The organism is Pseudomonas sp. NPDC086278, assembly GCF_050280905.1.
In the GTDB taxonomy this organism is placed as follows: domain Bacteria; phylum Pseudomonadota; class Gammaproteobacteria; order Pseudomonadales; family Pseudomonadaceae; genus Aquipseudomonas.
Genome location: NZ_JBNNWE010000049.1, coordinates 25,544 through 44,789 on the forward strand (window position 1 = coordinate 25,544; position 19,246 = coordinate 44,789).

General features: G+C 50.1%; 15 protein-coding genes. 13 read left to right on the forward strand and 2 right to left on the reverse strand.

Annotated elements, in window-relative coordinates:
- Nucleotides 1-29: 29 nt before the first annotated feature.
- The 9 genes from ACQKP4_RS16600 to ACQKP4_RS16640 all read left to right on the forward strand — a co-directional run bounded on the left by ACQKP4_RS16600 (nucleotide 30) and on the right by ACQKP4_RS16640 (nucleotide 10,370).
- Nucleotides 30-407, forward strand: a complete 378-nt coding sequence (locus tag ACQKP4_RS16600; RefSeq protein ID WP_427634748.1) for a hypothetical protein — start codon at nucleotides 30-32, stop codon at nucleotides 405-407.
- An 18-nt stretch (nucleotides 408-425) separates the two neighbouring features.
- Entirely contained in the window at nucleotides 426-836 is a 411-nt protein-coding gene (locus tag ACQKP4_RS16605; RefSeq protein WP_427634749.1) for an antitoxin Xre/MbcA/ParS toxin-binding domain-containing protein, read from the forward strand.
- Nucleotides 837-1,652: 816 nt separating this feature from the next.
- A complete protein-coding gene (locus ACQKP4_RS16610; protein WP_427634750.1) occupies nucleotides 1,653-3,284 on the forward strand; it encodes a methyl-accepting chemotaxis protein in 1,632 nt (543 codons plus the stop codon).
- A 1,607-nt stretch (nucleotides 3,285-4,891) separates the two neighbouring features.
- Nucleotides 4,892-5,722, forward strand: a complete 831-nt coding sequence (locus ACQKP4_RS16615) for an ABC transporter ATP-binding protein (RefSeq protein ID WP_427634751.1) — start codon at nucleotides 4,892-4,894, stop codon at nucleotides 5,720-5,722.
- The gene (locus ACQKP4_RS16620; protein ID WP_427634752.1) at nucleotides 5,719-6,510 is read left to right on the forward strand and encodes an ABC transporter permease; all 792 of its coding nucleotides are present in this window, start codon (nucleotides 5,719-5,721) and stop codon (nucleotides 6,508-6,510) included. The genes ACQKP4_RS16615 and ACQKP4_RS16620 overlap by 4 nt, the downstream gene beginning before the upstream one ends.
- A gap of 64 nt (nucleotides 6,511-6,574) precedes the next feature.
- Nucleotides 6,575-7,552 (forward strand): ABC transporter substrate-binding protein, encoded by a 978-nt coding sequence (locus tag ACQKP4_RS16625; protein WP_427634753.1) that lies wholly within the window; start codon nucleotides 6,575-6,577, stop codon nucleotides 7,550-7,552.
- Nucleotides 7,553-7,613: 61 nt separating this feature from the next.
- Nucleotides 7,614-8,534 (forward strand): nucleoside hydrolase, encoded by a 921-nt coding sequence (locus ACQKP4_RS16630; protein WP_427634754.1) that lies wholly within the window; start codon nucleotides 7,614-7,616, stop codon nucleotides 8,532-8,534.
- Between the two features lie 341 nt (nucleotides 8,535-8,875).
- Nucleotides 8,876-9,793: a ribokinase gene (locus ACQKP4_RS16635; protein WP_427634755.1), complete on the forward strand. Its 918-nt coding sequence runs from the start codon at nucleotides 8,876-8,878 to the stop codon at nucleotides 9,791-9,793.
- Nucleotides 9,794-10,094: 301 nt separating this feature from the next.
- Nucleotides 10,095-10,370 carry a helix-turn-helix transcriptional regulator gene (locus ACQKP4_RS16640; protein ID WP_427634763.1) on the forward strand — a complete coding sequence of 92 codons (276 nt, stop codon included), beginning with the start codon at nucleotides 10,095-10,097 and terminating at the stop codon, nucleotides 10,368-10,370.
- A 506-nt stretch (nucleotides 10,371-10,876) separates the two neighbouring features.
- Here ACQKP4_RS16640 and hutC read toward each other — a convergent pair.
- Together hutC and hisC are read right to left on the reverse strand one after the other, a co-directional pair.
- The gene (hutC, locus tag ACQKP4_RS16645) at nucleotides 10,877-11,614 is read right to left on the reverse strand and encodes a histidine utilization repressor (protein ID WP_427634756.1); all 738 of its coding nucleotides are present in this window, start codon (nucleotides 11,612-11,614) and stop codon (nucleotides 10,877-10,879) included.
- A gap of 2 nt (nucleotides 11,615-11,616) precedes the next feature.
- Entirely contained in the window at nucleotides 11,617-12,750 is a 1,134-nt protein-coding gene (hisC, locus tag ACQKP4_RS16650; RefSeq protein WP_427634757.1) for a histidinol-phosphate transaminase, read from the reverse strand.
- An 882-nt stretch (nucleotides 12,751-13,632) separates the two neighbouring features.
- Here hisC and hutH point away from each other — a divergent pair.
- The 4 genes from hutH to ACQKP4_RS16670 form a co-directional block, all read left to right on the forward strand.
- A complete protein-coding gene (gene hutH / locus ACQKP4_RS16655; RefSeq protein WP_427634758.1) occupies nucleotides 13,633-15,162 on the forward strand; it encodes a histidine ammonia-lyase in 1,530 nt (509 codons plus the stop codon).
- 481 nt (nucleotides 15,163-15,643) lie between these two features.
- Nucleotides 15,644-16,579: a transaldolase gene (gene tal / locus ACQKP4_RS16660; protein ID WP_427634759.1), complete on the forward strand. Its 936-nt coding sequence runs from the start codon at nucleotides 15,644-15,646 to the stop codon at nucleotides 16,577-16,579.
- A gap of 88 nt (nucleotides 16,580-16,667) precedes the next feature.
- Nucleotides 16,668-18,329 (forward strand): glucose-6-phosphate isomerase, encoded by a 1,662-nt coding sequence (gene pgi, locus ACQKP4_RS16665; RefSeq protein ID WP_427634760.1) that lies wholly within the window; start codon nucleotides 16,668-16,670, stop codon nucleotides 18,327-18,329.
- Between the two features lie 63 nt (nucleotides 18,330-18,392).
- On the forward strand, nucleotides 18,393-19,246 hold an 854-nt coding region (locus tag ACQKP4_RS16670; RefSeq protein WP_427634761.1), incomplete at its 3' end, for a thiamine pyrophosphate-dependent enzyme.

The window sequence follows — 19,246 nt, forward strand, 5'->3', positions numbered from 1 at the left end:
CGCTCAAATTAAGGGAGGAGAAGAAACCTATGGTTGAAAATTTATTGCCTATCTTGCGTGAACGCTACCCGGAGTTTTTCTCCAGCGCTCCGCTTCGTGAAATTGGGTGTTTGCCAGGCTGGCTGAATTTAATCGATGAGCTCTGCCGCACGTTGAAGGCTCACTTGGACGCGCACCCGGAGGTACCTCAGATCAAGGTGCGTCAGGCGAAGGAAAAGTTTGGCGGTTTGCGCTTCTACTATTCTGGCGGTGATTCGGCATGCCGTGAAATGGTTGCCGCTGCAGAACAACGGTCGATGTCGACCTGCGAGGTGTGTGGGCAGACAGGGACTTTAGGGGGCGAACATTGGCTGAGTGTGCGTTGTTCCGACCATCTGGATTGGTCACCCTCAGACGAGGGTAAGTGAACTCGTAGGTAGCAAACCGTGAGAACAGACATCTGGGCCGTTTTGCATGTGCCTTTGCCAGGTTCTGAACATCACGACTTCCTTCGTCGGCAAATTCCTCATTCTTCATTTCAAGCGTTGGCAGACCTGCTGTGTATGGATCAAAAAGCGCTTGGAACGTACTTGGGGATATCGGATGAAACGTTGATTAAGAGGGCGAAGAAAGGTTTTTTTTCAGTACGCGAAAGCAAACGCCTTGAAGCGTTGATTGCTGTTGTACAGTCATCCGTTGAGCTGTTTGAGGGCGATGTCCAGGCGGCAGCTGCATTCTTGCGTTCGCCATCGCGCGCTTTCAATTCGAAGGCACCGCTGGAGATGCTTGATGCAGGGGGCGACGCTGGTGCCATTATTGATTTGATCGGCCGGCTTGAGCACGGGATCGTCGTCTGAATGCATCGCTTTTTAATGGGTGAAGATCACGGGGTAGCGACGCGAAGCGCCTCCTTGGACGAAGATCAAGACGTTATCCAGATGCTGGGATTTTTGGCGGCTGACATTCGACGCCGTCCCGACTCAAAGCTGCCGCTCGCGAAAGGGGACCCTAGCCTGCCGATATAAACCTGCGCCACTGAACCGCGCCATGGGACGGCCTGTCCTTTTGCCATGCATTAGAACCGGCAGCGGTTTATCTCCATCGTTATCTTCCTCATGGGTTGCTCGACCGAGTTTTCGGCGCGCGTCGAAATAGTGCGAAATGAAAAAATAGATGGCAATTGAAAAAACAGGCTCACTCAAAGAGCGTAAAAGAGAAATTGTGTGCGCCAAAAGGAAATTTCTTGGTGTTTTTACACCTTAAGACTGAGCTTATTGCTATTTCACAAGGGGCTACCCGCATTGATAGAAAATTTATTGAGTCAAAGAACGTTAAGTGCGCGGAGACAATTAGCAGTGCCTAAAAACTGTATAGATGCACTATGCGGGCCCAGTAAAATTTGATACCTGCCTAAAGAGCTGTATATGGCCGGGTAAGTTTTGAATTATAAATTAATGGCTCGACGTAAGCCTCAAATCCGAATGTTAAATAACTTTCAGTTACCAGATGATTTTATCGTGAAGTCATCTACGAAATTGACAACGTTGCCGCCAACACTAGAGTCTATGTCTTACATATCTATCGATAGTGAATCGAAGTTTCTAAGCTGACAGACGGCAATTTTGTCGCATTCGAATGTTTTACTTGAAAATCACCTTGCAGGGGAGCGGGCAATGTATCTACGAAGGTTAAATATAGCTAAGCGCATGCTGGCATGTTTTGCAATTATGGCCCTGCTGGTTCTAATACTAGGTGGCTTCAGCTTAATACAGCTTTCAAGTATTCGCGATGAGGGTTTGAACATTGAGCGTCATGCACTGCCTGGCATCATTTACGGCGATCAGATTGCACTAGCATTTTCTAATACTCAAAATGATGTGCTGAGAATGTTTTCCGCCCGAGACTCTGCTCAGCTATCCCAGGCCTACACTAAATTGCTGAATGGCGAGAGCACATTCGCTAAATCATTGGAGGCCTATGAACCCCTGGTATCGTCACCAAGCGAGCGGGATTTGGTCGATAGCTTTAAAAGTAGTTACAAAAGCTATAGCAGCTACGCAGAAAAGGTTCATGATCTATTAAAAAATGGGCAAGGTGACGCAGCTGTTCAGTTTGTATGGATAGAGATGGCAGCAATCGTAAAGACAATGACAGATAACTTGAATGCCCTCAAGAAACTGAATGACGACACCACAGTGATATCGAGCACGACCGCAACTGCCGTTTACGAAAATGCAAAGGTGATCACTTGGCTGAGTATGATTCTAAGTTTGTTGCTCACGCTGTTAACGGCTTGGCGTTTAACTACTAGCGTAGCGGGTCCGATCGGTCAGGCCTTAGCCGCAACGAAAGCTGTTGCCGCCGGCGATCTACGCCCCACACATGTCGAAACCAAAGGCACAGACGAGGCGGCTCTTTTGCTGCAGTCCATAGAGAGCATGCGAGGCAGCCTGCATGACACCCTTAATCATGTCGCTGACGCCTCGAAACAGCTATTCCAAGCCACGGAAGAAATGAGCTCTCTAATGCAGCGTAGTAACACTGATTTACAGACTCAAAATAGCGAAATAGAAATGGCAGCAACGGCTGTTACCGAGATGAGCCAGGCAGTGGATGACGTTACTCGTAATGCGGTGACTACATCCGAAGAGTCGAAGGCGTCATTGCGAGCTGCACAGCAGGGCCAATTAGAACTCAGTCAGACGGTGAGCTCGATTGTCGAACTGACAGAGAGCGTTGACAACGCATCGCAGCAAGCCCAATTGCTCGCCACACACACACTGGAGATCACCAAGGTGCTTGATGTGATTCGTTCGGTGTCCGAGCAGACTAATTTGTTAGCCCTCAATGCTGCTATTGAAGCGGCCAGAGCGGGTGAGGCTGGACGTGGCTTTGCTGTAGTCGCTGATGAAGTGCGAGCACTTGCACATCGTACGAGCGAGTCCACCAATGAGATCGAAGCCATGGTTGGACTGGTACAGCAGGGAAGTCGGCAAACTGTTAGCGCTCTTGCGGTAAGCAGCCAGCGTGCGCAGCGCACCAAAAATGAAGCAGAGTCCGCCAGCGCGGCATTGGCATTGATCGGCAATTCAGTTTTGGTCATTGATGACCGCAACACGGTTATTGCCAGCGCATGTGAGCAACAGGCTCAAGTGGCTCGCGAGGTGGACTACAATTTAGTACGCATCCGCAACCTATCTATGGAGTCAGCAATGCGTGCCGATCAGACCTGCGATGCGAGTAAGGCTTTGACCGAGTTGGCCTCTGGCCTGAATGAAAGACTGAATCATTTCCAAATAGAGTAACGATGTCGTCAAAACCCGGTACCACCACTCACCATCGCGTCGGCGCTACGCCAGTAACCCTCTCGATTTTTCATAAAAGGTCACGCTCGTCTGGCCGACCGACCGGGTCAAATTCGTGATCAACTCTGCGCGTAGCGAGCCCACGCTTACCTTCACCTCGAAGGTAGCAATCATGAAGGTGCATTGCTCGGACGGTGAAGCGCTTACGGAAAGCTAGTCGGCCGGCCCTTGAAATCACGCCATCCGAGATTGCCGGTCCTGTTATCCGAAGCAAGAGGCAATACGGTACACGGCGGTACGCCCAGAATGCTCTGACTCTTCACGATAGGAGTCGTAACACATCAGGAGCCAACCTAAGATGGCTGGGCCAATTGCGGCGCCGAGTGCGCGTCCGCCGAGCGGAGCGTGAAAGGTTAAACACCGTGAGTTTCCTGTCCACGCCTCCGCACAGTCTGATCCGCCCGAAATGCTTGGGCAGCCTCCAAACAGACAATCTAACTCTGCGATAACTCAATCAATTGCAATACCTGTATGCATTCACGCACAGCTTTTATACGTTGGCTGCGACGTGGCGGGGGCGGCCATGTCGCAAACAGAATGAAAAGGACCTCTTCAGCGAGTGGGAAGGTTGAACGCAAATATCCACAGGGGGGGCTGGCGGGCGACGCAGCCTCGGGAGATCTATATTCCCCAAAAAGGCGCAGCAATGTAGCTGTTACTAGCGAATATAGTACGTCACTGAAAGCTTGGATCAGGGCATGCTCACGGCATGCGCTTGGGGAGGGGAGGTGAGAGCCTGAGCGACTGACGGCAAAAAGCCCTGCAGCATATGTAATACCTCAAACTGCGCTGGAAGCCGCGATGGTTACCTGCTGTTACTGGCTAGCGGTCCAAAGGATCGAGCCATGATCAATTTCCCCTACTAACCAGCACTTAATTGGCCATGCGTACGCGACAGGCCGCGATGATGCGACGCAGCGTCTTTGCATTCCGCTATGTATATACAGGTTGGTTTGAATGCCTACTAAACCTTATTCCAATTTGTTCCGAAGTGGTCAATGGCTGAAATCCCGCGACGAGAAGGCTGTAAAACGCCGACGTTACCAATTTTCGCACTGCTCCACATCGGCCTGTGTACAAACTGCCCATCCTCCCGTGTTTGCGCCTATCTCTGAAAAATGCTTTTCAGGAAAAGGGAGGCTTCACGGCCTTTAAGCTCGCGCTTTTCGCAATTTCTTATGGGGAGCCAAGGAGTAGGCACGCTATGTGCTTACCTGTATATACCAGTAAAGGAGATGTGGGCCTGAGCAACGTGAGGGCTTTCGTTTTCAGAGAATACAGATGGCATGGATTGTGGATTTATTAGGGAGCGTATCCCACCACCTGTGACAGGTCGTGGATCGTTACACCGATGTAAGACGAGCAATTTGAAGGCGACCAGGTGAGGCTTGTGTTCAAAGTCTCACGAGGTCACTCGCGTGTGTTTTAAAAAAACTCGACGCGCAAACGTTTGCGGATTCTACGAAGCTCCAGCGTCTTCGATAATCACAACGTTCCGTTGTCATTTTTACAGGCCTAGCCAACAAAAATAGTAGAGAGGATTTTTCATGCCAGACTTACGTTCGTCTGCTTCGGCTGCCGAGGGAGAATCTGGTCGACAGCCAACGGTTCCGACCAAGCTTTCAATAGAAAATCTCAGTGCCCACTTCGGATCTGTGGTCGCATTGAATAATGTCAATCTAGACGTGGCGGAGGGTGAGTTCGTTTGCATCCTTGGCGCGTCGGGTTGCGGGAAGAGCACTCTCTTCAATGCGGTATCTGGCCTGCTTCGAGCGACGTCAGGCCGGATCCTTCTTGACGGTCGTGACGTAAGTAACCGCCCAGGAGAGGTAGGTTACATGCTTCAAAAAGACCTCATGCTTCCTTGGCGGACCGTAAGAGGAAATATCACGCTTGCCGCCTCCTTAACCCGAGGCGCCACGAAGCAGGACGAGGAAGAAGCAAACGAATTGGCCGGACGATATGGTCTTGGAGACTTTCTTGATCACTATCCGCACGCTCTTTCTGGCGGTATGCGTCAACGGGCCGCAATGATGCGGACGATTGCTGCTGGTCGCCAAGTAATGCTACTCGATGAGCCATTTGGTGCGCTTGACGCCCAAACTCGATTCAGTATGCAAGAGTGGTTGCTCCAGGTTTGGAAGGATCTTGGAAGAACAATCCTTTTCGTCACGCATGATGTGGACGAGGCAATTTTCTTGGCTGACAGGATTGTTGTGATGACTCCACGTCCCGGGCGCATAGCCGAAATTTTGGACGTAGATCTGCCACGACCTAGAACTCTCGAAAATCTTACAACTGACTCTTTTACAAAACTGAAGAGGCAAATCATGGCACGTCTCTACCATGATGAGCATGCAAAAGGAGCAAGCCAATGAATGCGAAAATTGGAAGCGGCGCTAGCTCGGTTTTTATATGGGTTGCCGCGATGGCTCTTATAGCCGTGACTTGGCAATTAGTTATTTGGGTTTCAGGAATTCCGCAGTATGTCATCCCCTCACCTGCATCAGCGTTCTCTACGCTAGCCGAGAACTGGCCACGCCTGAAAATTCTGACAGCCCAAACGCTGTATGAAACGGTAACTGGATATGTAATAGGTGCGCTAGTTGGGTTTGTTCTTGCACTTATTATGGGTCAAAGCCGCTTCATTCTTAGGCTGGTGATGCCTGCACTTATCGTTTCTCAAGCGGTCCCGATCGTCGCCATCGCTGCACCACTGGTTATCATTTTTGGCTTCGGGCTGACCCCCAAACTGATCATTGTTGCCTGGATTGTATTCTTTCCTGTTGTCGTGAACGTCCTGGACGGCATGGCAAGCGTTGACCGAGATATGATTAATTTGGCTCGCCTAATGGGAGGAAGCCGCCTACGAGTCTTTCTCATTGTTAGATTGCCAGCTTGTGTAGGACCACTCTTCTCAGGATTGAAGATTGGCGCGACGTATGCGGTCACCGGTGCGGTCATCGGTGAGTGGACGGCATCTGCGGGACAAGGACTCGGCACCTACCTGATCACTGCAAACGCACAGATGAACACTGCTGGGGTTTACGCGGCGATGCTTCTACTCACCGCTATTGGCGTCGGCTCTTTCCTTATTATTCTTGGGCTGGAAACCATTGCAACTCCATGGAGGTCTCGCTCGACAGCTCCGAAATGGCTGCGATAGCCTTTCGTCATCTGGAGCTGGGTTAGTTCTAATAACTCAATAACAACAAAATAAAGGTGAAACAATGAAATCAGCAATTCTGAAGAGTGGACTGGTATCGCTATTTCTGGGTGTCCAATTGATGGCGGTAGCAACAGCCGCAGATTTGACACCTGTCCGTTTCGTTTTTAACTGGTCTACTGCTGACCACGAGCTAATTCCAGTTGTTGTCGCTCAAGAAAAGGGTTTCTATGAGGCAGAGGGACTCAAAGTCGATGTTATTTTACCCCCCGACTCTCAAACAACCGCCCGTTTACTGGCAGTTGGCCAAGCAGACATTGGATTTGAATCAACAACCGACGTAGTGTTTGGTGTCGATCAGGGTTTACCAATTGTTTCGGTGGGTGTTTATGCCCAACGTAACAACTGGGGGCTTTTTGGTCGCCCCGGAGAGCCTGTTTCTCTAAGCAACTTAAAAGGTAAGTCCATCGGTATTTTTACCGACTCCTGGACAAAGGCTATGATGCCTTTCGTTTATAAGGCTGCGGGTATTACTGAAAACGATGTGCAACTCATTATTGCACATGATAGCGACACGCCTCTTCTGTTGGCTGGTAAAATTGATATCGCAACTAACACCGCGAACTATCTTGTACCAACTGTCCAGACAGAGCTTCGGAAAGACCCGACAGGGCTCGTTGGGAAAGAGGCCGGCGTCCCCGACGTCCCTGTTTGGGCCTATACAGCTAGCACAGACTATCTAGCGAAACATGGTGATGTAGCCAAAAAATGGATGAAAGCCACTGTTAAGGCGACCGAATGGGCGGCTGAACACCCAGAAGAGGCTGCAGCTCTTGTCACCAAACTGTATCCGGATAGCGGCACTTTGGAATACAACACTCTTGGTTGGAAATCATTGATTCCATACCTTAAAGGAGCTGACGGCTACATGGTGCAGAACGATGCGCACTGGCTCCCTATTGCCCAAGCACTGAAAGATACTGACCAGTTGAAAACCGTACTTCCTGCCAACAAGTACTACACCAACGATCTGCTGAAATAAAAGTTCCTTCTATATCTAAAGTAAACGTTGCGGATGGCTGCGTGCCGTCTGTGGAGGACGTATGGCAAAAGAAAAAATAATTATCGACTGCGATCCTGGAGTCGATGATGCAGTCGCTATCCTGTTGGCTTTCGCTTCTCCCGATGATATTGAGGTGATGGGAATCACAACGGTTGCTGGGAATGTTTCGCTGGAGTTTACGACGAAAAATGCACTAAAGATTTGCCAACTGGCAGGAAAAGCTAGCTTTCCCGTGTATGCAGGTTGTCAGCATGCAATGTTCCCCACACCGCCTACCACGTCCTCAGTTCACGGTGATGACGGTCTTGGAGATGTTGAGCTTGAGGAGGTCACATCATCGAAGCAGTCTCAGCATGCAGTAGATTTCATTATTGAGACTGTAAGGCGTTTCCCGGGAGAGATTACGCTCTGCCCGATCGGGCCGATGACAAATATAGCGATGGCTTTGCTTAAAGAGCCTGATATCGCATCCAAGATAAAGAAAATTGTCTTCATGGGCGGAGCAGCTTTTTGCCCAGGCAATACAACTCCTGCTGCCGAGTTTAATATTTGGTTCGACCCTCATGCTGCACAGATCGTGCTTACATCAGGCGTTCCTCTAGTAATGTTGGGGTTGGATGTCACAAATAAGGCAATAATGACGGCCGATAGAATCAATGTACTACGTGGGTCGGAATCAAATATCGGGACGAAAGCAGCCGCAATGATGACCAGTTATGGTGCATTTGACCCTTGTCTCCATGATCCATGCGCTATTGCTTATGTTTTGGATCCTTCGATTTTCGCAGGGGTGCTTGCGAAAGTAGACGTCGAATGTGAATCTCTTTTCAACAGAGGGAGAACAACCGCTGCAATCCAAGAGCGTCATCGACCAGGAGCAGGCACAACCTGCCAGGTTATTACAGATGTCGATGATGAGCGGCTTTTTGGACTTCTGAGTAATCGCCTACTACAACTTTAAAAGTCGGCCATCGCTATATAGCTGACTGTTGGAGTGCGTGCTTTTTAACAATGGGTGATCATAGGATTACCCATTGAACTAAAAAGCTCTGCTGGAATCAAGTTTCAGTATCTCAGTGGCGGAACTAGGCGAACTTGTTGTCTTTTTGGCGAGGCAATTTCCATCATGTGCAAAATTAAGCATCTCATTTAGCAGATGAGATGCTTCTTTTAATTTGCGTGGCGCTAGGGAGCAGTAGCTTACTGCAGTGCTTATACGTCTACTCGATTAGAATCGAGCAGTTGGTAATTATTCTAAGCTTCAGTGCAAAGCAGAGAAATGACTCTGACTAGGGTGAGTATATGATACTTGTAATCGGTTCAATCAATCTTGATTTTCTAACATCTGCGTCCCGCCTACCCACTCCTGGCGAAACAATTTTAGGAACGGCTTTTGAAGTCTTTCCGGGAGGAAAGGGTGCAAACCAGGCCCTTGCATGTAGGAGAGCTGGCTCTGCTGTTATGCTAGCCGGATGTATAGGTGCTGACGAGAACGGTGAAACAGCTATTCAATATTTGCGCGAGGCCGGCGTCGATCTATCGTTGCTAAAAGTAACTGACGCACCCACAGGGACAGCATCCATTTTCGTCGGTGAATCGGGCGAAAATATGATTATTGTAGTGCCAGGTTCCAACGGCGCTTTTGAGGAAACTGCGGCCGAGCAGGCTCTAGAAACCCTCCGAAAAGATGACGTTCTTCTTCTTCAACTAGAAGTCCCTATCCACATTGTCAACAGTGCCCTAGTTCGAGCCAAAGAGGTTGGGGCTCGTTCAATACTTAACATTGCACCCTACATGGAAGAAGCATCGAAAGCCTTCACGATGGCTGACTATGTAATTATGAACGAATCTGAGATGGAGTCGCTAGCCGCTACAGCTGAGCTATCAGCGACTGACAACTTGGAAATGTTGGGCAAACTTCGCTCCAATACAAATCAAGTTCTTGTTCTGACACAGGGCAAGGACGGTGCAATCGCTCTAGATGGAGATAAGAGTTTTTTCGCACCGGCGGTGAAAATAACTCCAATCGACACAGTTGGTGCTGGCGATACTTTCGCAGGCTATTTTGCGGCAGGCCTCGAACAAGGAAATGATATAAATACGGCAATGAGCAGAGCAGCTGTTGCAGGCTCGTTGTCATGCCTCACAAGAGGCGCACAACAAGGAGTTCCATTCGCTCGGGACTTGGATATTTTTGTTAATGGCTCGGATCATCACTGACTGGAAATCTAACTGTTTTGAAATTTGTCATTACTATACGAGCTCTAGCTCATTAATACGCAGGCTCATTTTCAGCAAGATTCGGAAGGCTCGACTCAGTAACATCGGAGCGGGTTCTATTGGCTATTTTGCAGTCACGCAGACAATTGTATTGCGGCTTTCTAATAGGATTTCCTTTCTTTTGAAGAGACATTTTGATGAGCAGTTAACAGCTAGATCGCTTACCTTACAGAGGTGGCGGTTAAATCGTGTAATCGAATACATTCATAAAAATTTAGGTGAGCCAATTACACTGGCCGCTATGGCCGAAGCCGCATCGCTGTCTCCGATGTATTTCGCCGCCCAGTTCAAAGCTACCACCGGCTACCGACCGCGTAGCTATTTGCTAATTTGCAGGATAGACCGAGCCAAAATATTACTTTGTGATAGCGATATGCCGATAATTGAAATTGCTATAGAAGTCGGCTTTAGGACTCAAGCTCATTTTACTACTGTGTTTAAGAGAGTAACTGCATTCACACCAAATAACTGGAGATGGATTGCAAGGCGGTCAGTTCCGCAGCAGGCGATGCTTTAGATGTAAGTATTGCTCACGACTTTTGCCGGTATTTATAAGACTCGCCATACATAATTAGCTGTTAGAGTCATTGATTTTTGTGCGGTGAATTTTGTCCCCGTCTACGTAAAAATTTCGATTGCAGCTGAAATCGCTACGTCAAGGATGACAAGGCAACGTTAGAATTGGGCTGATGACCGCCACGGAGGCGGTTTTTTTTTGAGATACCTATAAAGGGTTTGGAGTAGCGGCTAGATAAACTGGAGATGCAACGGTGCAGCCAATTTGTGCGCGATCAAATACCTCCTGCCGTTAGCAGCATTTCGCGACGTAAGGATCCAGCACGTTGAGGTAATGGGCTACACAGAATATAGAGGGGCGGATAGGCGGGTATGCAGCCATCACGGTGCGCCTTAGAAGAAATGTCATCGAAGTACATAGGGACGGAGTTCGGGCTGGTAGCTCTGGCACGAACTGTTTTTTTGAGAGCCCGAAACTGTGCATGACTTGTTGGTTTTTTTATGCAATTAGCTGTCGCGATAAGCTCCGTTGACTGGCATACGGCTACCCAAGCGATAGCGAGATGAGGGATGAGTAAGACGAACGTAAGTCACTATTTTTTTCTGAGTCCAAGTACGACGCACTAGGATCAGGCATGGCTCATCAGCATCGATCTGCATATGTTTGCTTTCGTCGATGCTAGGATGACCTGCCTCGACAATGTGTTCCATTTCATCAGGTCTGATGACCTGCAAAAGATATCGAGCGGGCTGCAGGTGTTCTCCGAAATCTTGGTGTATGAAATCAGGCACCAGTTCCGGGTTCACGTAACGATCCTCAAGCTGCACTGGAACACCTTCTTCGCTGTGAACGCAGAGCAAGTGATACACCGAAGAGCCCGTGGGTAGTGATAGTGCAGCAGCTACAGACAACGAAGCCGATTCTCGGCCAAGGTGTAAGACTCTGCAGGAATAGCTGTGCCCTCGGGCGATGATTTCATCAGCAATATTGGTGATGCGAAGCAAGTTCGATTGCGGTTTGTTTTCAGCTACGAATGTTCCGACACCGGATATCCTTACCAAGAGGCCTTCTTCAGTCAGTTCACGCAAGGCGCGATTGACGGTCATGCGCGAAATTCCCAGTTCCTGCACCAGGCGGTTTTCCGATGGGATAAGGTCTCCAGGTTTCAAGTCACCAATGCGTATTTTATCTTGCACAAAATCCTTCGCGCGCCGATAGAGGGCTTGCGGTGCGTTCTTATTCATAGCTAGTCCGTATATTTTTGAGTGGCAAGATAACCTGCCAAGGCTTTTAGAAAAAAGTCGTTATCCTCACAGCTACCGATGGACACACGCAAGTGCTGTTTGTATCCATCCTCACGCCAGGGCTTAATGATGACTCCCTTTCGCAGTAAAGACTGACTGATTTCTTCAGCAAGATACGGGGTGCTGAAGTACAGAAAATTGGCTATGGATGGGTAAGGGTTTAACCCTAGATTTTGAAGGGCGACCACCATGTGTCGCCGCTCATGTGCAATGTGCGCAATGGAGGCCTGAAGGTGATCTTCGTCCGCTAATGCCGCAATTGCAGCCGCCTGTGCCACGCAGTTGACGTTAAATGGGGTGCGCAGCCGATCGATCAGGTCGGCCAATATCGGATCACTTACGATACCGTAGCCAATGCGCAATCCTGCCAAGGAATAGGCCTTGGAAAAGGTGCGCAGCAAAATGAACGGCTTTCCGCTTGCCTGGATGAGACCAAGACAATCGGGGTAACTCTCATCAAAGTTAGCGTATTCGTAATATGCCTCGTCGAACACCAACAAACACTTCGGAGGCATTGCCTCAAGCAGTTGCTGCAGTTTTTCGGCGCTCAAGATGCAGCCTACTGGATTTGACGGGCACGAAAACATCAGTAGCCGCACCCTCGGCGTCAGAGCCGCAATCATCGCCGGTACGTCGAATTCGCCTTCACCGGTCATCGGGATACCCAGCACTCGGGCTCCCGCTGCCATGGGATAAATTAGGTGTAAGCCGAACGACGGCACTACTGTGACGACTTCGTCTCCGTCGCCCAAAAATACGCGGCTGATAATACTCAGCAAATCTTCGGAACCATTACCAAACACTAGCTGATTCCTTGGTACGTCCAATTTCTCCGAGAGTGCCTCGCGTAATTCTAAGCAACCGGCATCGGGATAGAGGGAGATGCTTGAGCTCGCTGAATTCATTGCGGCGGCAACAGCGATTGAGGGACCCAAGGGATTTTCGTTGCTGCCTAACTTGGCTATGCGGGTTAGTCCGAAACGAGCGCGTACGTCTTCCGCGCTTAGGCCGGCGTTGTAGCTGACGAGGTCGCGCACGCTTGGGCGGGCGAGAAGTTGTAGTTCAACAGCATTCATACAAAAAAGCCTCTTTGCTGTACTGCCGGCGGGCACTGGGATTCGGATATACCTGCAGCAGATGCTTCAGAATGGGACGATGCCGAGGATGAATGGCTCTCCACACTCTGTTGCACCTGCACCAAATTAGTCTCGGTGTCGCGTTCAATCATCGCGTTGTAGCGAGTGGGTAGAATGGACGCGGACAATGGTTTCAGTACGCTGTCTGTTTGGTTGGACTGCCACCCATGTGCAAGGCTGCAGAACGATTCCACCAAAGGCATGGGGCTAGTACTGAGCCATCCGCAATTTCTGAACACGCGTCGCAATAGGTGTCAGGATATGCCGAAGATTCGACGCATGCCCCCTAGACGAACACCTATTCTGCCTTAAATGTATATACCGGTATATTTATGATTCAATTGCTACGCTCGTCAATACCGGTAACCCCGGGTTTTCCACCTTACTGATCACCGGCTACTTGCTCCATTCAGCGAAATAGCGTGTCGCTCGCCGCCAACGGATGCTCCTGAACCCGATTGCGCGACGCATATCAAGACTCAAATCTCGTCATACCCTAAAGCCTCACGCCACCTATTCCGACAAGGTACAAGGGTTGAACCCCAGTAATCTTGGCCATCGCCCCCCACTCAACAATCTCACGCTATTCCTGTCTAAACGTCATGGGTTTCCGTACACCCCAGACGTGTAAAAAAGGAACGTGGCCGATGCGAATTTCGGTTACACATTTCATTGTCAGCTTCTGAAATGGGTGTTCTCTCCAACCGCCAGATGTATCTAGACCGTGTTTTCCCGTAGAGATGTGATGCTGGCCCGCATATTGCTATTCCTGTATATACAGGACTATATGACCTTTCTGCCCACCCTCTGCAGGACTATGCGATGCACACCTCTCTGCTGATCAAACCCGGTCAATTCACACTCGATCAACTGCGCACCATCTATCAGAGGCAATGCGCCATTGAACTTGACCCGGCAGCCCGTAAAAATGTCGATGCAAGCACGCGCACAGTGAATCAAATCATCGCGAATGAGCGCACTGTGTATGGCATCAATACCGGCTTCGGCCTACTCGCTAGAACGTCGATACCGACCGAGTCACTGACCAAACTGCAGCGCAACCTATTGTTGTCACACTGCACTGGCACCGGTCCGCTCCTCGATGACGCGAGTGTTGGGTTGATAATGGCTTTGAAGGTGGGCTCCCTAGCGCGAGGGTTTTCTGGCATTCGCTGGGAAGTAATTCAGGCTCTTGTTCAACTGTATGCCGCTAAAGTCTATCCCTGCATCCCATCCCAAGGCTCCGTTGGAGCCTCCGGTGACTTGGCGCCATTGGCGCATATGTCTGCTGTACTCATCGGTGTAGGCCGCGTACGCCACAACGGACGGGAGATGGACGCAATTGAAGGTTTAGCGATAGCCGGTCTTGAGCCGCTGGTGCTGGGGCCTAAAGAAGGCTTGGCATTGATCAATGGAACCCAAGTTTCCACCGCGCTGGCACTCCGTGGATTGTTTGCCGCCGAGAAACTGTTCACCGCCGCCGTAGTGGCGGGCAGCCTTTGCGTGGAAGCCTTGAAAGGCTCCGCCGTCCCCTTCGACCACCGCATCCAAGACGTACGAGGTCAATTGGGGCAAATCGATGTAGCCGAGTACTACCGAGAATTGTTGGGTAACAGCGAGATCCGTCAATCTCATATCAATTGCACACGGGTTCAGGATCCCTACTCGCTGCGCTGCCAGCCACAAGTGATGGGCGCCTGCCTGGATCACATACGCTTTGCCGCCGGAGTTTTCTTGCGTGAGTCCAACGCGGTTTCGGATAACCCACTGGTGTTTAGCGCTGATGGCGATGTGCTGTCGGGTGGTAACTTTCACGCGGAGCCGGTGGCAATGGCCGCTGACGTATTGGCTTTGGCGATTTCCGAAATTGGTGCGTTATCGGAACGCCGTATTGCTCAACTGGTTGATCCTGCACTTTCGGGCCTGCCTGCCTTTTTGGTACGCGAAGGCGGCCTGAACTCGGGCTTTATGATTGCTCAGGTGACCGCCGCCGCGCTGGCGTCGGAAAACAAAACATTGGCACACCCTGCATCTGTCGACAGTCTGCCTACATCTGCCAACCAGGAAGACCACGTGTCGATGGCGACCTTCGCGGCCCGTCGCCTGCTGGATATGGCCGGGAATAGCAGTGCCATCGTAGCTATCGAACTACTCGGTGCCGCACAGGGCGTGGATCTACACGCTCCGCTCAAGACATCGACAATCCTCGTTGAGGTAATGGCGATGATTCGAAGCGAAGTCGCGCATTACGATGAAGACCGTTACTTCGCCCCCGATATCGCCACTGCCAGGGCCTGGGTAGAACTTGCTGCTTTCGAGCGCTGGCTGCCCGCTCAACGGCTATATGCCTGACAGCAATAAAGTTGGCGCAGCTTTGCTGCGCCAACTTTATCACGCCATCGGCATTGCTCCGCTCGTGAATATCCATGAGTGAATGCTTATCAGACGCTCAAAAGGGATTGTTCGAACTCTCTCTTGCTGTAGTTTCGCTCAAATAGGCGCTAGTTTTAAATGCGACGAGCGCATCGGCAATGCTGCTGGACAACTGATCAAACTCTAGCAGCAATCAAATAGAGCGTTGGAATGTAGATAGTTAAACTATATAAATAAAGTTTAACCTAGCGTATTCCGGCTGCTTTATTTTCGCTTTAGATGAAGGCGCCAGCGACTTTAAGAAGCTATAGCTATCACGCTGAAATTCTTGCTAAGCGCTAATTTATGGATGCTCTGAAATTATTGCGGCAACCGAAAACCACTGCATTCCAACTGTTCGCTGCAACATCTCACGTGCAGCTTGAATTGTTTTAATTACGAATTAAAGGTGAAACTTGCAATGAACAAGCTGGACCAACTTAAGCAATATACAACAGTCGTAGCTGATACCGGCGATCTTGGAGCAATCGAACGCCTGAAGCCTCACGATGCAACGACCAATCCTTCGCTGCTGCTCAAGGCCGCTTCAATGACGGGCTACAGGGAGCATCTGCATACTGCCTTCAACGAAGCTCAAGGGGATATTAAACTGGCGTGCGATCGATTTGCTGTCTCAGTGGGGAGTGAAATTCTTAAGATTATCCCAGGCCGCATTTCAACTGAGGTGGATGCTCGACTTTCGTTCGATGAGAAAGGAACCTTGTCACGTGCCTACCAGTTGGTGGAGCTCTATGAAAATGCAGGCATAAGCCATGACCGAGTATTGATCAAAATTGCGTCGACCTGGGAAGGTATTCGGGCTGCTGAGAAACTGGAAAAAGATGGTATCAATACCAACCTGACACTTCTCTTTTCCTTTGCTCAAGCTGTTGCTTGCGCCAACGCAGGAGTTTTCCTTATCTCTCCTTTTGTCGGTCGCATATACGATTGGCACAAAAAAAACACGGGACAAGATTTTGAAGGTGCCGAGGATCCTGGCGTTGAATCGGTCGCTCGAATCTTTCATTACTATAAGGCCAACAGTTACCAAACAGTCGTCATGGGCGCGAGCTTCCGAAACCTTAATCAAATTGAGCGCCTTGCCGGTTGTGATCGATTGACGATAAGCCCGGAGCTGCTACAACAATTGACCGAGAGCCAAGGCAACCTTCCGCGATCACTACTAGCGCAGGACGGTGCCGAGCCAGCGATTTTCTTGGATGAATCTGAATTCCGCTGGCAACATAATGAAGATGCCATGGCCACAGAAAAACTTGCTGAAGGAATCCGTCAGTTCGCTCGGGACCAAGAAAAGCTCGAAGTGTTAATGCGAGCCGCTGCCAAAAATATAGCCTAGGCCACAGCTTCCGTTACAGCATCTGTTGATGCCGCACCGTCAATGTTGCACGACAACTGACATGGACTATTAAGGAACTTAATCGATAATGGCGTATAATCTTCCGCTCGATGTAACCCAACTCAACGCTTGGCGTGCCCTGCGCGAACACCGTAATGAAATGCAAGATTTTAGAATGCGTGACGCATTTAATTCGGAACCGGAAAGATTTCAAAAGTTCTCACTAAGCAGTAGTGGCTTGTTCCTTGATTACTCCAAAAACTTGATGAACGAAGAGACTAAGGCTCTTTTGGTTAATTTGGCTCGCGAAGTTGGCTTGGAGGAGGCTATTGACGCATTATTGGCTGGCGGCGAGGTTAATGCCTCTGAACATCGCTCAGCTTTACACACAGCTCTTCGACGGCCGGTGGGTGAGAAAGTCCTAGTAGGTGGTCAGGACGTAATGCCCGAAGTCCATCGGGTCTTGAATCAAATGACCGAGTTGGTTGCTCGAGTTCACGATGGTCTGTGGCGTGGTCACACTGACAAACCGATTACCGATGTTGTAAACATTGGTATCGGTGGATCTTTTTTGGGGCCACAATTAGTTTCTGAAGCTCTGTTGCCTTTTACCCAGCGCGGGGTTCGCTGTCATTTTCTGGCGAACATTGATGGTAGTGAGTTTCGTGAGTTGACCGCGAGATTAAGTGCTGAAACGACGCTATTTATTGTCTCATCCAAAACCTTCAGTACATTGGAAACACTCAAAAATGCCCAAGCCTCTCGTTCTTGGTGCCTAGCTCAGGGATGCCCAGAGCATGAGTTGCATAGACACTTCATTGCAGTGTCCAGCAACGTAGAGATGGCCGTTGAGTTTGGTATCGCTAAAGAAAACATCTTTCCCATGTGGAATTGGGTCGGTGGGCGCTATTCGCTCTGGTCGGCCATAGGCTTACCAATCGCCATGGCGATTGGCCCTTCCAATTTCAAGGCACTGCTGGCGGGTGCTTATGAGATGGATCAGCATTTTCTGAACGCCCCTTTTGAACAAAACATGCCGGTTCTATTAGGTTTGTTAGGGGTGTGGTATCGAAATTTCTGGGACGCTCATAGCCAAGCGATTCTCCCTTATGACCACTATCTCCGCAATTTTGTAAAGCACTTGCAGCAACTGGACATGGAGTCGAACGGCAAAAGTGTCCGCCAAGATGGTACGCCGGTACGATGCGAAACTGGACCAGTGATCTGGGGAGGTGTTGGATGTAATGGCCAACACGCCTACCACCAATTACTGCATCAGGGCACTGCATTAATTCCTGCAGATTTTATTGTTCCAGTTGTCAGTTACAACCCTTTGGCAGACCATCATCAATGGCTTTACTCCAATTGCCTTTCGCAAAGTCAGGCATTGATGCGCGGTAAAACTATCGAGGAAGCCGAAGTAGAGCTGCGGGAAAAAGGTTTGAACGAGGAAAGCATCGCTAAGTTGGCGCCACACAAGGTTATTCCAGGGAACCGCCCGAGTAATACTTTGGTGCTTGAACGTGTCTCTCCCCGCCGTTTAGGCGCACTCGTCGCCTTATATGAGCATAAAGTATTCGTTCAGAGTGTCATTTGGGGGATCGACTGCTTTGACCAATGGGGCGTTGAGTTAGGTAAAGAACTTGGCAAGGATGTCTATCAACACCTCATGGGGCAGAGCGGTAGTAAAGCGAACGATAGTTCAACTCAGGGACTAATCGATTACTTCCGCGGACGTCATCGAGGTTGATCGAAGATTAGATCTTCACACGTATTTTAACTTGACCCCTCTTTTTACTTAGGAGTAAGCATAGTGCCAAGCAGTCGTGAGCGTGCCAATGCAATTCGCGCATTAAGTATGGATGCCGTACAAAAAGCCAACAGCGGCCATCCCGGTGCCCCGATGGGTATGGCGGATATCGCCGAGGTGCTTTGGCGCGACTACCTCAAGCACAACCCGAGCAATCCATCGTTCGCCGACCGTGACCGCTTCGTGCTGTCTAACGGTCACGGCTCGATGTTGATCTACTCGTTGCTCCACCTGACCGGCTACGACCTGTCGATCGAAGATCTGAAACAGTTCCGCCAACTGTACAGCCGCACGCCGGGTCACCCGGAACTCGGCTATACCCCAGGTGTTGAAACCACCACCGGCCCACTGGGTCAGGGTCTGGCCAACGCCGTGGGTTTTGCCCTGGCTGAAAAAGTCCTAGCGGCGCAGTTCAACCGTGCTGGCCACAACATCGTCGACCACCACACCTACGTGTTCCTGGGTGATGGCTGCATGATGGAAGGCATTTCCCACGAAGTCGCTTCCCTGGCCGGAACCTTGGGCCTGGGCAAGCTGATCGCTTTCTACGATGACAACGGCATCTCCATCGACGGCGAAGTCGAAGGCTGGTTCACCGACGACACGCCGAAGCGTTTCGAAGCCTACAACTGGCAGGTGATCCGCAACGTTGACGGTCATGACCCGGAAGAGATCAAGACCGCCATCGAAACCGCGCGTAAAAGCGCTCAGCCAACGCTGATCTGCTGCAAGACCACCATCGGTTTCGGCTCGCCGAACAAACAGGGTAAAGAAGACTGCCACGGCGCCCCGCTGGGTGACGCGGAAATCGCCTTGACCCGCAAGGCCCTGAACTGGAACTACGCGCCGTTCGAAAT

What these genes read in the sequence shown, in the direction of transcription:
- ACQKP4_RS16620 (WP_427634752.1), top strand. Translation starts at nt 5,719, where the DNA reads ATGAATGCGAAAATTGGAAGCGGCGCTAGCTCGGTTTTTATATGGGTT.
- ACQKP4_RS16635 (WP_427634755.1), top strand. Translation starts at nt 8,876, where the DNA reads ATGATACTTGTAATCGGTTCAATCAATCTTGATTTTCTAACATCTGCG.
- ACQKP4_RS16630 (WP_427634754.1), top strand. Translation starts at nt 7,614, where the DNA reads ATGGCAAAAGAAAAAATAATTATCGACTGCGATCCTGGAGTCGATGAT.
- ACQKP4_RS16600 (WP_427634748.1), top strand. Translation starts at nt 30, where the DNA reads ATGGTTGAAAATTTATTGCCTATCTTGCGTGAACGCTACCCGGAGTTT.
- ACQKP4_RS16610 (WP_427634750.1), top strand. Translation starts at nt 1,653, where the DNA reads ATGTATCTACGAAGGTTAAATATAGCTAAGCGCATGCTGGCATGTTTT.
- ACQKP4_RS16615 (WP_427634751.1), top strand. Translation starts at nt 4,892, where the DNA reads ATGCCAGACTTACGTTCGTCTGCTTCGGCTGCCGAGGGAGAATCTGGT.
- hutH (WP_427634758.1), top strand. Translation starts at nt 13,633, where the DNA reads ATGCACACCTCTCTGCTGATCAAACCCGGTCAATTCACACTCGATCAA.
- ACQKP4_RS16640 (WP_427634763.1), top strand. Translation starts at nt 10,095, where the DNA reads ATGGCCGAAGCCGCATCGCTGTCTCCGATGTATTTCGCCGCCCAGTTC.
- hutC (WP_427634756.1), bottom strand. Translation starts at nt 11,614, where the DNA reads ATGAATAAGAACGCACCGCAAGCCCTCTATCGGCGCGCGAAGGATTTT.
- ACQKP4_RS16625 (WP_427634753.1), top strand. Translation starts at nt 6,575, where the DNA reads ATGAAATCAGCAATTCTGAAGAGTGGACTGGTATCGCTATTTCTGGGT.
- pgi (WP_427634760.1), top strand. Translation starts at nt 16,668, where the DNA reads ATGGCGTATAATCTTCCGCTCGATGTAACCCAACTCAACGCTTGGCGT.
- hisC (WP_427634757.1), bottom strand. Translation starts at nt 12,750, where the DNA reads ATGAATGCTGTTGAACTACAACTTCTCGCCCGCCCAAGCGTGCGCGAC.
- tal (WP_427634759.1), top strand. Translation starts at nt 15,644, where the DNA reads ATGAACAAGCTGGACCAACTTAAGCAATATACAACAGTCGTAGCTGAT.